Raw genomic sequence first — 15,012 nt, forward strand, 5'->3', positions numbered from 1 at the left:
ATAAACACTCATAATCAAAAAAATCGAAGAGGTGGCAACATGACAAGCAAGTCCATTCAGCAAGGTGAGTTTTTCGAGCTCGAGGTCGATAAAGACCTCAGAGAAAGTTCGGCATACAATGACGATTTAGCGCCAACCAAGATTAAAGATCGCACTTGGAACAAGTGGAATATCACCGCGTTATGGGTAGGTATGGCGATTTGCGTACCCTCTTATACGCTGGGTGGCGTGTTAACGTCCTACTTTGGTTTATCGGTTATGGAAGCCTTGCTTACCATTCTAATTGCCAACATTATCTTGCTTGTTCCCCTCACATTAAACGCCTATCCGGGCACAAAATACGGTATCCCTTTCCCTGTTTTATTACGCTCCTCATTCGGCATAGTAGGGTCTAATATTCCTTGTTTAATTCGTGGTTTTGTTGCGTGTGGCTGGTTCGGCATTCAAACCATGTTTGGTGGCCTAGCCATTCACTTGTTTTTATCAGCGATATCTTCAAGCTGGGCAAGTTTAGGTGGCGTTGGTGAAGTCATTGGCTTCTTTCTATTTTGGGCACTGCAAATGGTTGTGGTTGTACGTGGATCAGAGTCAATCAAATGGCTAGAGACACTTTCTGCACCGTTATTGTTGGTTGTTAGTATTGGCTTGATGATTTGGGCAGGAGGTAAGGTCTCCTTTACCGAAATTTTAGCAACCCCTGCTAATCGCCCTGAAGACGCTGGCTTTTGGGGATATTTCTTCGGTGGTTTAACCGCCATGGTTGGTTTTTGGGCAACCTTGTCCCTTAACATTCCTGACTTTAGCCGTTATGCAAAATCACAAAAAGACCAAGTACTTGGTCAAATTATTGGCTTACCTATCACCATGTTCTTCTTTGCAGCATTGGGTGTTGTACTGACCGCGGCCTCGTCAACATTAGTAGGCGAAACCATTTCTGATCCTATTTCATTAATTGGTAAAATCAACAGCCCATTTTTAGTTGCGATCGCGATGGTCTTAATCATTATCGCTACGCTGTCTACAAACATTGCAGCCAACGTTGTCTCTCCCACGAACGATTTCCAAAACATTGCACCGAAACTTATCAATCATACCCGCGGTGCGTTATTGACTGGCTTGGTTGGTATTCTATTAATGAGCTGGGAACTGTTGAAAAAAATGGGCTGGATAGAATCCGATGTGAGTGTTGAAAGTATGTACTCTAATTGGCTATTAGGTTACTCAAGCTTACTAGGCCCTATCGCAGGAATCATGATCGTCGATTACTTCTTAATTAAGCGTCAAAACATTGATTTGGTCGCTCTGTATACGCCGAATGGTATTTATCCTGCTTTTAACTATGCTGGCTTGCTCGCCTTTGCCGTACCGGTAGTGATTACTATTGCTGCGCTAAGTGTTCCAAGCATTAATTGGTTTTATCGATACGGCTGGTTCACGGGTGCTTTTACTGGCGCCATTGTCTATTTCGTTTTGGCCAAAATACTGGCATCGTCAGCTAATCAAACGCAAGCCATGCCGTCTTAATATCGAAATAAGAGAGGCCTAAACAGTAGGAGAATCAAACTAATCATTGATGCTCCTACTGTAGGACTTGTACGACAGGAAATTTCAAAGAAGCACATCTATCAGAACTTAATAAATACGAACAAAAATACTAATAAAACCGACAAAAAGGACGACACTATGAGCCTGTTTATTAAAGGGGGGACGATCGTCACCCACGAAGAAACTTACCAAGCTGATATCTTATGCGATGGTCATAAAATCATTAGCATCGGCCAAAACATGACACCTCCAAGCGACGCAACTGTCATCGATGCAACCGGCAAACTCATTATGCCTGGCGGAATTGACCCTCATACACACATGCAACTTCCTTTTATGGGCACCGTCGCCAAAGACGATTTCGCATCCGGTACTCGAGCCGCATTAGCTGGCGGCACCACCAGCATCATCGATTTTGTCATTCCTAATCCACAGCAATCTTTATTAGAGGCTTATCATCAATGGCGTGAGTGGGCAGAAAAAGCACATTCAAATTATACTTTCCATGTTGCCATTACTTGGTGGGATGACAGTGTTGGGGAAGAAATGGAAACGCTGGTAAAAGACTATGGCGTTAACAGCTTTAAACATTTTATGGCATACAAAAACGCCATTATGGCCACCGATGACATTTTAGTTTCCAGCTTCACTAAATGCGTTGAATTAGGCGCTATTCCAACAGTACACGCAGAAAACGGTGAGCTGGTGTACCATCTTCAAAACAAACTCATGGAACAAGGCATGACTGGGCCTGAAGCTCATCCTCTGTCGCGCCCTTCTTCCGTCGAAGGAGAAGCAGCCAATCGTGCAATTAGCATTGCCAATACTCTTGGCGCACCGCTTTACTTGGTTCACGTATCTACCGAAGAAGCAGTAGATGCTATCCGTTACGCTAAAGACCATGGTCACACCATATTTGGCGAAGTATTAGCGGGGCATTTAACCGTCGATGACAGTGTATATCAAAATCCAGATTGGGCAACGGCCGCCGCCCACGTCATGAGCCCACCATTTCGCCCTAAGCATCATCAAGACGCCCTATGGAAAGGTGTGCAAGGGGGAACGCTACAAACCACAGCAACCGATCATTGCGCATTCTGCAGTGAACAAAAAGCCATGGGCAAAGACAATTTCACACAAATCCCTAACGGCACCGCCGGCGTCGAAGAGCGCATGATGGTGCTATGGGAAAAAGGCGTCAATGCAGGCAAAATCACCCCTAATGAATTTGTCGCGTTAACGTCCACTAATACAGCAAAGATTTTCAACCTCTACCCAACTAAAGGCTGCGTGCGAGTCGGAGCGGATGCGGATCTGGTTATTTGGAACCCTAACACAGAGAAGACGCTATCAGCGAAAACGCACCAATCGAATATTGAGCACAGTATCTTTGAAGGCATGACGATTCATGGCATTCCAGAAACGACGATATGTAATGGCAAATTAGCATGGCACGAAGGCAAGTTACTTGCTCAGTCAGGCGATGGCCAATACATTGACCGCCCTGCTTACGCCCCTTATTACGAGTCATTGAAAAAACGACAAAGTCTATCAAAACCCAAAGCAGTTATTCGCTAACCGCTTTAAAGCTAACAGCATTAAAACTATCTGTACTAAAAGTAAAAAAGGGCACGTGATGCCCTTTTTTTAAGGGACGTTTTTCGTGCTACTGTTGGCCAAATTCAATATTAACTGGCGCGAGCATAAAATCATCCGATCAAAATAGCCTTAAAATCATTCGTAATTCTAGCCAATATACTCTCAGTTCTGGCCGCTATAATAGTGCCTGTTCGGACCGACGCCTGATAATCTTCTCCAGTCAACATTTTCACAAAACCGCCCGCTTCTTGATAGGCCAAAATACCCGCTGCATGATCCCAAACTTTAGGTTTAGGGCTGACAAAGAAATCATAACTACCCTGCACTAATGATCGGTATTCATGGCAGCAACACCGTAATGAATTAGTGCGAGCATAACTCACTTGCAACAAGGCTACTGGCTCTTGATACGTTTTCTGAAAAAGAAACGGTGACATTACACCAACAAGGCGAGGTTCTTTTTCCTTATCTGACAAGGTTATTTGTCTAGGTGCCTGATTCGGTTTTCCATACCAACAGCCCTTTCCTAAACTGGCCTCAATCCAATCATCTAAAACTGGATCATAAAGCAATGCAAACACTGTTTTCCCCTCAAATACAGCCGCAATCAATACCCCAAAAGTGGCTAAGCCATTGGCAAAGTTCCATGTGCCATCAATAGGATCAATAATAATAGATAAGCCGGAAGAACTAAGACTGTCCAGTAACGAAGGGTTGTCTGAAACCGCCTCTTCGCCCAAAACATTCGCGTAGGGCAGCAGAGCTTGGAAACGCTTAGTCAGCTCCTTTTCGGTCGCCAAATCTGCAATGGTCACCAAGTCATCAAAACTCGATTTTATAGATATCTCTTCTGAAGGTAAGCATCGAAAACGAGGCAAAATCTCCTGCTTAGCGACATCTCGTACCTGCTCAATAATTGCTAATTCTTGCTGACGACTTAACATAATAAAATTACCTTTAGTCCTTGGGTAAGTATTCATGAAAAATAGCATGCGATAAAAACCATACCATGACGCGACTATGATGTTAAAAGTACGATGATATTCAGCGAACGCTATTTGCCCGACTCAATGTTTAGACAAGCAATTCATTCGAGTAATTTAAACCCCAACCGAATGAATTCAATATAAGCATATCAATATGACAGATTAGCCATACTTCGTTACATTTCAATTATTCTTGATCCAATAATAATCTAGAATCGAATGTCATTGCGGCGAGCATCGTCAGAATAACCACACTTGCAAAAGATAAAGCGGCTGAGCCCGGAACAATCGATATAACGCCACCAACCTGTATCAACCCAGTCAAAATCACTACGACAAAAATATCCATCATGGACCAACGCCCTATTACTTTCGTTATTCGATAAAGAGTGAGCTTTTGAGCTATAGGGCGGTCATTTGGGTAGCTCGCCTGCCAACACAGCCACCCTAAAGACAACATTTTGGCAAGAGGAATAAAAATACTCGCTAATAAAATAATAATCGAAATGGCGTAGGAGCCTATCCCCCATAATTGGTAAACACCTCCTACTATTGTTGATGGTTCATTCATTCCAAGAAAAGTGGTTTGCATAATAGGCAGTAAATTAGCAACAATAAACATCATCAAAGCCACAACAAGTAATGCGACCGTGACTTTAATACTTGCCGGTTTTCGACTATAAATTTTATGGCAACAACGTCCACAGTGACTAGCATCGATTGAAGTGATCGCACCACAAAAATGACAGCCTGCCATGCCTTGAGAGCGTGAAGATATAGCCTTTAGCGTGCTAAGTATTTCTTGCTTCAATACAACAGGCCCCGCCACTTGATACCAAAGCCAGCGCCGATCAATCAAGGGCCCCGTTTTGAAAAGGCAAAAAACATAAATACAAAAGGCCCAAAAAGATAAACCAATCTCTACCGTTGCGATTGTTTGCATTTTTACTAAAGCAACAAGCGCTCCCACTAAAAAAACGTCGATCATCAGCCATGGCTTGATAACAATAACTGTTTGCAGCAAACATCGTTGGAGGGCATTATATTTGCGTTTTTTTATCGACCAAGAAAGCACAACAGCGCTAAGTAAATAGCTGGCAGGCAACACTAATAGCGCAAAAACAATAAGCGCTCCCAAAAAGACAGACGACTCCCCTAACAACACGGACAAACTTTGCCAAAAAGTAACCGTTCGCCCCATCCCAGCATAGGTAAGACTCAAAAAAGGTAAGCTAAGCGACAGCACCAACATTAGCAAAGCGACACTTCCATAAGCCAAAATCTTTTCTAACCCGCGTTTAGGTAAACGAATTAAAATATGATGGCATCTTGTGCACCGCAGTTTTTGGTTCGATTTAAGCTCAGGTAGTCGGTTAACCAAATCACACTCGTCACAGACAGTAATACAGTCTTCAAATTCATAGCGCCCCATAGCTATCCTGTCATAAATAAGTTGAAGTCATCAAATTACCACTAATCTCTTAATAAATAAGTCTTTTTACAATTAATAGTTTTCTATAGTCACGTAATTTCATACACTACTAGACAGGCTTAATGCTCACGCACTTTGTTTAGTTTTTATTGATAATTTACTCACAAACAGGCCTATTTGTATCTCTATGTAAATTAGTCACAAATAAAGGACATCACTTGCACTTTCTTAGGAAACACGAGCAAAACTCTCTCTAAATCTTTTCAATTTTTGTACGTCAAAGACTCACTTTCAAGATGTTAAAGCTTTATCATAAGGCTTCATCTAAACAGATTCTCAAGGAGTTAGAGCCTCAAAAAATCGCTATGTTTAGAGCTGTTTATCAAACTCGGTTCTGCATTCTTATTTAGAGCTCATTTTTCTTACTATGCATAACACGAAATCTATTAAGTCCTTCTTTCTTGTCGCCTCATTTTTATTAAGCACCTTTGCTCAAGCACAAGGTGGAGCAACAGCGGCCCAAGCAAATACTAAGGATAATGTGGAAACCCCACAACAAAAGGAAATAACACCTTCTCCAGCGCAACCCTCAGAGACGGATATTGCTGTTCCAAAACAACAAGGTAAGGCCTCGGAAAATAAGGTAAAAGCGTCAGATGAAGCAACAAGTGATTCCTCTAAAGCAAACAAGGACACAGACACAAAGCAAGATTACGCATTTTCTGCCCAAACTGTGGTTAATATTGCCAAAGAACTTGCTAAATCACCGATGGAAGCTCCAGATATCGCACCTAAGGAATTAACGGATTTAGACTACGCCACCTATGAAAAGATTGACTTTCAACAAAACAAAGCCGTTTGGGGAAATACGCCCACGCCTTTTTCTATTCAATTGTTTGCTCCTGGCTATCTCTATAAAGACTTAGTCTCTATTGATGTGGTTGAAAATGGTCGCGCCTTCCCTCTTGAAGTCTCCGCCTCTTCTTTCACGACACCTACACAAAAAATTGATGACCTCATTGCAAAAGCAGGAAAATACGCTGGATTACGTCTGCATTATCCATTAAATGCACCGGATCAGAATGACGAATTTATTGTTTTTCAAGGTGCGAGTTATTTTCGGGCGATTTCGAAAGGGCAAACTTATGGCCTTTCATCACGCGGTCTTGCTATCAATGTTGCACAACCCACAGGGGAAGAATTCCCAAGGTTTAAACACTTTTGGATCGAGCGTCCATCCGTTACTCAAAAAGCCATTGTGGTGCATGCACTGTTAGACAGTAAAAGTGTCACCGGCGCTTTCCGCTTCGGTATCTACCCAGGGTCACCAACACGGGTCGATGTTCAAGCAACGCTGTTTCCAAGAGTAGACATTCAACATGTTGGCTTAGCCCCACTTAATTCCATGTTCATGTACGATGGGACGTTAGACCATTCAGATCGTCCAAATTATCGACCTGAACTTCACAACTCTGATGGTCTACAAATTCAGACCGGCAGCGATGAGGTATTGTGGCGCCCTCTCAACAATCCTAAAACACTACAAATCAGTGCTTTTCTTGATACATCTCCAAAAGGCTTTGGACTGATCCAACGTGATAATAAATTCAGTGATTACCAAGATTTGGACGCCGACTACCAAGATCGCCCATCCAGTTGGATCAAACCGTTAAACGATTGGGGCGCTGGCAATATTGAGCTGGTAGAAATACCCTCTAACTCTAAAAGCAATGATAATATTGTTGCTTATTGGGAACCTAAAGATGGTCTAAAAAAAGACGTTCCATATACCTACTCCTACCAGCTGACCTGGCCTAATGACACACCTATATTAGCGGGCAAACCGCATATAGTACGCAGTGCAAGAACTGTCAGCCTACCGAATAACAATCCTGAGGTTGTGATCGATTATAGTAATTTATCCGTTAGTGACTTAAGTAAAGTTGCTGTGGACGCGAGCATCAGCCAAGGCAGTATCATTAAGACTCGGGTGGTTCAAAATCCTAATATTAAGGGCCTAAGAGTTTTCGTTACATTTGATACTCAAGAGGCAGACGTCGCTGAATTGCGAGTGCAGTTGAAAGAAAATGATCAACCACTTGCTTCCACCTGGTTATACCGATGGTTGAAACAAAAATGATAAATACACAAGGAAGTCAGTACGAACGTCTGGCGTTACCGCCAGAAGCACCACTTGCCATGCCTCGTCACAAAGTGAATGAGGCTCGCCAAAAAGCGAAAAAATTAGTCAAGCCGTTTCTATTTAGAACACTCTTGGCTCGCCTTTGCGTGCTAACCATTACACTTGGTCTAACCTGGTATGGTGCAACAGAAATGTATGCGGTGCTAAACACCAATGCCATTGCGGGTTTGCAATGGGCGTTTTTAGTCTTATTCTGCATAAACTTTACTTGGATCTCTTTTGCTTTTTCGCAAGCGATTATTGGTTTTTTATGCCGCCTATGGCCGTTTTCTCGCAAAGTAAAAGAAGTGGATGTTGATGGCGTTACTGCTATTTTATTGCCTGTTTACAATGAAGACCCTGCTCGGATTCGTGCCAGCATTGAAGCCATGCATGAAGATTTATTGGAAAAAGCACCCGGTAAATTTGCCTTTTTCATTCTTAGTGATAGTAATCGCTCCGAAGCCTGCATTAAAGAAAAGCACACCTTTTACCCATTATTAAATCATGATGATCAAGCCTGCCCAATCTACTATCGCCGTCGTGATAATAACAATGAACGTAAGGCGGGTAACATTGCCGATTGGGTAACGCGTTTTGGTGCTAATTATGAAAGCATGATTGTTTTAGATGCCGACAGCTTGATGAGTGCGGAATGTTTAATTAGTTTATCTCGCCGTATGGCTGCTGAACCTGGTCTCGGTTTGATACAAACGCTACCCACCATTATTAAAGCCAATACTCTGTACAGCCGTATACAACAATTTGCGAACCAATGTTTCGGACCGGTTTATGCGTCTGGTCTAGCGGCATGGCATGGCACAGCCTCGAACTTCTGGGGACACAATGCCATCATTCGCACCAAAGCGTTTGCTGAAGCATGCGGTCTGCCTATTTTAGAAGGGAAAGCCCCTTTTGGTGGACACATTATGAGCCATGATTTTATGGAAGCCGCCATGTTACGTCGCGCTGGCTGGGGTGTGCGCTTTGATATGGACTTAGAAGCGTCTTACGAAGAAGCGCCACCATCTCTGATTGATGTGATGGTACGAGATCGTCGCTGGTGTCAGGGTAACTTGCAACATAAGGCATTTTTGTTCGCGAAAGGCTTTCACTTCGCTACACGCATTCATTTGTTCTCAGGTATCTTTTCTTATCTGAGCGCTGTCTTTTGGTTCTTACTGATTGCTGTGGGTTTCGCTCTCGCTGTACAGGCACACTTTGTCCGTCCCGAGTATTTTTCTAACCCGTCATTATTCCCAACTTGGCCGGTCTTTGATTTTCAAAAAGCACGGCTATTATTCGAGCTTTCAATGGCACTAGTCCTCGCACCAAAGGTCTTTGGTTGGATCAGCGCTATGATCTACCCTCGCCGCTGCATGGCGTTTGGTGGTCCAATATTATTGACATTGGATACCTTGCTGGAAGTTATTATGTCGGCGTTGTACGCTCCGATTTTAATGTTTTCTCAGTTCTTGGTGGTCTTTGATGTTTTAAAAGGCCGTGATAGCGGCTGGAAACCACAGTCTCGTGATGATGGCGCTACACCATGGAAAACCGTCGCGCGTGCCCATTTATCTCATACGTTATTGGGTGCAGGATTAGCAGGCGCCGCCCTATTTCTTAGTCCTGAACTCTTCTACTGGTCACTGCCTATTACCATCGGCTTGGTATTTTCTATCCCTCTTTCTTGGCTTAGCGGTGGCGAAAAACGCGGCAATCTACTGTCTAAATTTATGTTGCTTCGCTCTTCAGAAGAAAAACACCCTAAAGGGATCGTTAAACGCCTTAACGACAGGCAAAATCATATCGTTAAAGATGACGATTATGATAAGCAGCCTCCGTTGTCTCGATTTATCAGTGATGTAGGATTCTATCATTGGTATGTTGCTCAACTTCCTAATGAAGAAGAAAACACATTATGCCGTAATCGTATTTGTGCCGAGTGGCAAATTGAGCAAAGCGACAGCATACCTCAGCTCTATGAGCACCTCAAAGAGAGTGAGTGCTTGGCTATTTTGAAACACAAATCACTTATGTTAGCGATGGGTAAATATTTACCCCAATCTTAAAAATAACAAACTATGGCTGGCATCACTCCGGCCATAGTTTTACTTTTAATAATCTACACCTCCTTTCAGAGCACTCTTATTTTACAAAAAACGATTAGCTTCTTCTAAAACGCCCTTTATTAATCAAAAAAACACAGTGCATATAGGCATCTTTTACTCTATAACTAATTAATATGTTTGGTTTTTACAGTAAGAAAAATAATTTCCCTCATCCTATAAATACAGCTCAAGATCGCAGTGTTTATGGGTTTCACAAAAACAAAAAAAATGATTAATGAGACAAATAGGTGTCGTAAAAAAGCAGACAAAAACACCGACACTCTGCTAATGTAACGTCATATCTAAGCGTAAATCGACTAACTACATTACTGTTCATAAAGACTCTGTCCGTTAGTCCTAAATTAGGACACTACTATGTTTGAGATTATTCAATTAGCTGGCGCCATCACCCTACTACTCTGGGGGATTCGCATGGTGCGCACTGGCTTCGAACGCGCCTATGGCAAAAATCTAGAAAATGCGATTCGTTTGATGACACGTCATCGCCTTCAAGCCGCGGCTTTAGGAGGGATCGCCGCCGCGGCACTACAATCTGGCACAGCGGTTGTACTGCTGGCGGCAGGCTTTGTCGCAACAAGTGCTTTAGGGCTTATTCCTGCCCTCGCATTAGCCGTTGGTGCAGAAATAGGCTCAAGCTTAATGGCAATGCTACTTAGCTTTGACTTGTCTGCTCTTTCTCCATTGCTATTGCTGATTGGCTATATTAGTTTTCAGAAATCGACAAAACGAAAGTATAAATACTGGGGACGAATCTGCCTTGGGCTTGGCCTTCTCCTGCTCGCCTTATCTCTGATCGCAAGAAGTACGGCAGACATGCGCTCTGGCAACGGCATGACGTATCTCACCAGTTTATTGGCTCACGATACCTTACTAACCTTATTTTTGGTTGCGCTCTTTACTTGGCTTGTTCACTCAAGTTTAGCGATGATTTTGATTATTACTCACCTTGTCACTGACGGCGCTATCTCTATTGAGATGTCGATGATCATGGTTATTGGCGCTAATATCGGCGGCGCATTGCCCGCATTAAGCTCTGGGTGGGGATTGAGCGCAAAAGGACGACTGGTGATAATAGGCAACCTACTTATACGCTCTTGTGCCGTTATTATTGGTTTGCTGATTTACTTCATTCAAGAGTCTGGATGGCTTTCACTACAAAGCCTTGGTTTAGATTCACCGATGGTTTTCCATGTCATAATCAATGCCATCAACGGTATTCTGTTTCTTGCCATGCTGCCTTTCTGGGCGAATCTATTAAAGAAATACGTCTCTCCTAACAACACGGAAACGGATGGTCACAAACCTTTAACATCCGTCTATTTATCACAAGACGATATTAAGCACCCTACTCGAGCCATTGCTAATGTCGCCAATGAAACTTTGCGAATTGCTGATATCGCTTATCAAATGCTGGAAAGTACGCCTAAAACATTTACCAATGGTAAACACATTAATAGAGTAAAAGAGTTAGATGATGATATTGATCGAATTCATCGCGAAGTAACTTACTACTTGGCCGCGATAGAAAACATTAAGAGCTCATCGGAAGAACAAAATAGCTGGCAAGATGCGTTCAGTTTTGTAACCAATTTAGAGCACGTGGGGGACATCATTGACGCAAGCCTTATGGTGCTAGCTCGCAAAAAACACAAAGAAAAGATTCATTTTTCTGAGCAAGGTGAAAGAGAGTTAGATACTCTCTTCTCTGAATTGTTTGAAATTTTTCGTTTAGCTCAAGCTGTTTATGTGTCAAAAAGCCCTGATCTTGCGGCCGAATTGGTCGATGCCAAACACGTATACCGCAATAAAATTGCCGTATGCCGAGAGCAACATACTCGCCGTATTAGAGATCAGATTCCTGCAACACTGGCCTCATCACAAATACATATGGATATTTTACGAGACCTACAGCGCCTATCTTCATTACTGGTCGCTACGGCATATCCTATTTTAAAACGTCATAAACAAGAAATGACCTAATCGCTCATGTACAAGACGACTAGATCATTTCTTACAGGCACCATTAATAGTGAGTACTATCTATATTAGTTACTATCGAGAAGGCTTAGGCTTTCTCGTATTTCCTTTAGCAAAAGGTTTTGCTCCGGGTTTTGTACCCGATGGCTTTGGCCTTTGTCCTGATTTACTAGGTCTCGCTGGGGCATTATCAGACGGGCGTTTATGTTTAGTATTCGGCGCCTTAGGGTTACCACCTGCTCGACTAGGCTTGCCTCCTGGTTTTGAATGACCTGAAGCCGCACTGGTTGCTTTTGTTCGTGCACCGGTTCCGTTCTTAGCGCTATTCGAAGGTTTTTTCGCCGCTGATGATGACTTTTTTGAAGGTTTTTTGTCTGTTTCAGAAGAAGACTCTTCTATTGCTTTCGAGAGAATTTCAATCTCTTTTTGCGTAAAGTCACGCCACTCTCCAACCGGAACGCCCTTCAATCCGATGTGCATGATACGGACTCGCTCAAGCTTAACAACCTCATAACCAAAGTGTTCTGTCATACGACGTATCTGACGGTTCAAACCTTGCACCAAGGTAATACGAAAGACGTTATTAGACTCTTTCGATACTGGGCACTTCTTGGTCATGGTGCCTAAGATAGGCACTCCATTCGCCATGCCATTTATAAAATCATCGGTCACCGTCTTGTTCACTGTGACCAGATATTCTTTTTCGTGATTATTACCAGCACGCAGTACCTTGTTCACTAAATCGCCGTTGTTGGTCAAAAAGATCAAACCTTGAGAGTCTTTATCTAGACGCCCAATCGGGAATATCCGCACCCCGTGATTGACAAAATCGACAATGTTGTCTTTCTCAGTGCTTTCTGTCGTACTAACAATGCCGACCGGCTTATTTAATGCGATCAAAACAAAATCTTCCGCATCTTGCGGTTCAATCAGCTGTCCGTTTACTTTAACCGTATCACCAGACGTAACCTGATCCCCTATTTTTGCTCGCTTACCATTAATAAACACATTGCCTTGTTCAATAAAGCGGTCTGCATCTCGTCGGGAGCAAATACCACTTTCGCTAATGTATTTATTTAAACGGGTTTTGTTAGAAATATTTAGCATAAATAGTGTCTTATAAATTCTGGGTGATGGCTGTAAACAGGGAAAAATAACAGCCTAATTGTAATTTAAATAGGGTCTTCACCGTAGTGTAACAACTCAACTAAGAGAGATGAAATTTTACAGAGATTATAGGGGATGGAGAAAGAATAAACTGCATAAAAGCATACAAAAAGACCTCTTTATCTTGATCGTCGTTCACTTTTTTTTTGCGTTTAAAATAATACACTGACCTTATTACTAGGAGAATCGTAATCATGTCAGAAAAAGCATCATCTTATAATCCATACCAAATAATACTGCATTGGCTTATTGCTGTGTTAATCATTGCTAACTATTTCATTAGTGATCATATGAAGCGTTTTTTTGATGCCCACCTAGCAAACAATAACAGCCCTGCTAACTGGGTAGAAAACTTTCATATTTATGCAGGCCTGACTATCCTGTCATTGGTTGTGATACGAACCATTGTTCGTCTTCTCAGTAGAAAAACCGAGAAAATAAGTACGGGTAACGCCTTTCTAGATAAAATATCCCATTACTCACACGAACTCTTGTATGTATTGATGTTTTTGGTTCCCGCATTTGGTGCAATCGCTTGGTTTTTTGATGTTGACGAACTGGGATATATTCATGTGATTACCATGGATTGCATGATGGCATTAGTGCTTGTACATGCCGCAGCGGCCCTGTTTCATCACTATATTCTCGAAGACAAACTACTTTTGCGCATGCTAGGACGATCCTAATACTAACAAGTAAAACACACCCTACTGAAAAATATAGCCTTGTGTGAAATGTAAAAATTCACGTAAATTCTCAGCAAAGTGGAGTTACGCAAAGGCTATTGGTAAACTGCGCACAGATTTAATTTTGAATGGATACGTCATTTCATGTTTACCTCAATAACATCACGATTTTCTCTGCCTATTTCCCTACGCTTTGGCACACTATCTTTAGCAACAGTGCTGATTATTAGCGGATGCAGTCAGCCACCGAAGATAGAAAAAGTAGAAGGTTATGCCCAAGGAACCACCTACCATATTAGCTTTTGGTCTAATGACGCCGTTCCCGTTGAGGACGTTCGAAGCAGCTTTAATGTCACCTTGGCACAAATCGATAAAGAGCTATCTACTTGGCGCAATGACTCTTATATTTCAACATTTAATCACAGTACTTCCACCGCTTGGCAACCAGCGTCGAAAGACTTTATTGAACTAATAGAAATCGCCAAAGACATCAATAAAAAATCAGAAGGTTGCTACGACCCAACTGTTGGGCCTTTATTTGATTTATGGGGGTTCAAGAAAGATTCACTCCATGTTCCGACGAAGCAAGAGCTTGCTGCAACAAAGGCAGACCTTGGAATGGAAAAGCTCGAAATAGATAAGACAGGCAAACGCATCCGTAAAACCATCCCTGCCCTACAAGTGGACTTCTCATCCATGGGCGAAGGTTATACGATCGGCAAATTAAGTCAGGTTTTAGAGGCTAAGGGCGTCACCAACTATCTTGTTGAATTTGGTGGTGACATGAAGATCAGAGGACACAAGCCGAACGGTGATAAATGGCGTGTTGCCATAGAGCGCCCAGTGCCTGACAAAGGTAACCCAACGCCCTATCAAATCATCACCATCAATAACGAAAATGGCGTAACCCTTGATACATCGGGGACTTATCATCATTACTTTGATGACAAAGGTAAAGAATACTCGCATATCCTAAACCCAAACACTGGCCAGCCAGTTTCTCATGACTTGGTATCGGCATCTGTCTTTGGAACTGACCCTCGAATCAGCGATGCCTGGGCGACGACTATGCTCTGTCTTGGCCAAAAAGAAGGCGCTAGAATTGCTAAAAAAGAGCAATTAGAGGTTTTCTTTATCGAGAATAAAAAAGGCAACTTGGTAAATTCAACCAGTCAGGCATTAGATAACTCTAAACGTGTGACTTTCGAAAGTGACAAAAAATAGTTGAGCTAGCTCGTACCTACACCAGCACGAGTACACACAAAAATGGCCGCATCATGCGGCCATTTTTACGACTAGACAGCAA

Annotated in this window: 10 protein-coding genes; 7 read left to right on the plus strand and 3 right to left on the minus strand. The window is 42.5% G+C overall.

Translation table 11 applies throughout. From position 1 onward, the window contains the following. Window positions 1-39: 39 nt before the first annotated feature. A complete protein-coding gene (locus V6259_RS09820; protein WP_341584384.1) occupies window positions 40-1,524 on the plus strand; it encodes an NCS1 family nucleobase:cation symporter-1 in 1,485 nt (494 codons plus the stop codon). Window positions 1,525-1,683: 159 nt separating this feature from the next. Continuing rightward, complete coding sequence (gene hydA, locus V6259_RS09825; protein WP_341584385.1) at window positions 1,684-3,123, plus strand: dihydropyrimidinase; 1,440 nt, start codon at window positions 1,684-1,686, stop codon at window positions 3,121-3,123. 131 nt (window positions 3,124-3,254) lie between these two features. On the opposite strand, the gene V6259_RS09830 is transcribed toward hydA, so the two are convergent. After that, window positions 3,255-4,088: an inositol monophosphatase family protein gene (locus tag V6259_RS09830; RefSeq protein WP_341584386.1), complete on the minus strand. Its 834-nt coding sequence runs from the start codon at window positions 4,086-4,088 to the stop codon at window positions 3,255-3,257. A gap of 229 nt (window positions 4,089-4,317) precedes the next feature. Then, entirely contained in the window at window positions 4,318-5,562 is a 1,245-nt protein-coding gene (locus tag V6259_RS09835; protein WP_341584387.1) for a PqiA/YebS family transporter subunit, read from the minus strand. Window positions 5,563-5,989: 427 nt separating this feature from the next. Between V6259_RS09835 and V6259_RS09840 the strand changes: the two genes are divergently transcribed. From V6259_RS09840 to V6259_RS09850, 3 genes are all read left to right on the plus strand, one after another. Continuing rightward, a complete protein-coding gene (locus tag V6259_RS09840) occupies window positions 5,990-7,702 on the plus strand; it encodes a glucan biosynthesis protein G (RefSeq protein WP_341584388.1) in 1,713 nt (570 codons plus the stop codon). Next, window positions 7,699-9,816 carry a glucans biosynthesis glucosyltransferase MdoH gene (gene mdoH, locus V6259_RS09845; RefSeq protein ID WP_341584389.1) on the plus strand — a complete coding sequence of 706 codons (2,118 nt, stop codon included), beginning with the start codon at window positions 7,699-7,701 and terminating at the stop codon, window positions 9,814-9,816. Before V6259_RS09840 ends, mdoH begins: the two co-directional genes overlap by 4 nt. Before the next feature lie 414 nt (window positions 9,817-10,230). Beyond that, window positions 10,231-11,856, plus strand: a complete 1,626-nt coding sequence (locus tag V6259_RS09850; protein WP_341584390.1) for a Na/Pi cotransporter family protein — start codon at window positions 10,231-10,233, stop codon at window positions 11,854-11,856. A 72-nt stretch (window positions 11,857-11,928) separates the two neighbouring features. Here the strand turns inward: V6259_RS09850 and rluF are convergent, their stop codons facing one another. Further along, window positions 11,929-12,960 (minus strand): 23S rRNA pseudouridine(2604) synthase RluF, encoded by a 1,032-nt coding sequence (rluF, locus tag V6259_RS09855; RefSeq protein WP_341584391.1) that lies wholly within the window; start codon window positions 12,958-12,960, stop codon window positions 11,929-11,931. Window positions 12,961-13,214: 254 nt separating this feature from the next. On the opposite strand from rluF, the gene V6259_RS09860 reads away from it, so the two are divergent. Both V6259_RS09860 and V6259_RS09865 read left to right on the plus strand, forming a co-directional pair. After that, window positions 13,215-13,706, plus strand: coding sequence for a cytochrome b (locus V6259_RS09860; protein WP_341584392.1), 492 nt, complete (start codon window positions 13,215-13,217; stop codon window positions 13,704-13,706). A gap of 144 nt (window positions 13,707-13,850) precedes the next feature. Then, window positions 13,851-14,930, plus strand: coding sequence for an FAD:protein FMN transferase (locus V6259_RS09865; RefSeq protein ID WP_341584393.1), 1,080 nt, complete (start codon window positions 13,851-13,853; stop codon window positions 14,928-14,930). Window positions 14,931-15,012 lie beyond the last annotated feature (82 nt).

The sequence above is a fragment of the Marinomonas sp. TI.3.20 genome, assembly GCF_038155025.1.
Lineage (GTDB): Bacteria > Pseudomonadota > Gammaproteobacteria > Pseudomonadales > Marinomonadaceae > Marinomonas > Marinomonas flavescens.

Bases quoted from the DNA above. Each gene is read 5' to 3' on its own strand.
- rluF (WP_341584391.1), bottom strand. From the start codon at position 12,960: ATGCTAAATATTTCTAACAAAACCCGTTTAAATAAATACATTAGCGAA.
- V6259_RS09865 (WP_341584393.1), top strand. From the start codon at position 13,851: ATGTTTACCTCAATAACATCACGATTTTCTCTGCCTATTTCCCTACGC.
- V6259_RS09840 (WP_341584388.1), top strand. From the start codon at position 5,990: ATGCATAACACGAAATCTATTAAGTCCTTCTTTCTTGTCGCCTCATTT.
- V6259_RS09835 (WP_341584387.1), bottom strand. From the start codon at position 5,562: ATGGGGCGCTATGAATTTGAAGACTGTATTACTGTCTGTGACGAGTGT.
- hydA (WP_341584385.1), top strand. From the start codon at position 1,684: ATGAGCCTGTTTATTAAAGGGGGGACGATCGTCACCCACGAAGAAACT.
- V6259_RS09860 (WP_341584392.1), top strand. From the start codon at position 13,215: ATGTCAGAAAAAGCATCATCTTATAATCCATACCAAATAATACTGCAT.
- V6259_RS09850 (WP_341584390.1), top strand. From the start codon at position 10,231: ATGTTTGAGATTATTCAATTAGCTGGCGCCATCACCCTACTACTCTGG.
- V6259_RS09820 (WP_341584384.1), top strand. From the start codon at position 40: ATGACAAGCAAGTCCATTCAGCAAGGTGAGTTTTTCGAGCTCGAGGTC.
- mdoH (WP_341584389.1), top strand. From the start codon at position 7,699: ATGATAAATACACAAGGAAGTCAGTACGAACGTCTGGCGTTACCGCCA.
- V6259_RS09830 (WP_341584386.1), bottom strand. From the start codon at position 4,088: ATGTTAAGTCGTCAGCAAGAATTAGCAATTATTGAGCAGGTACGAGAT.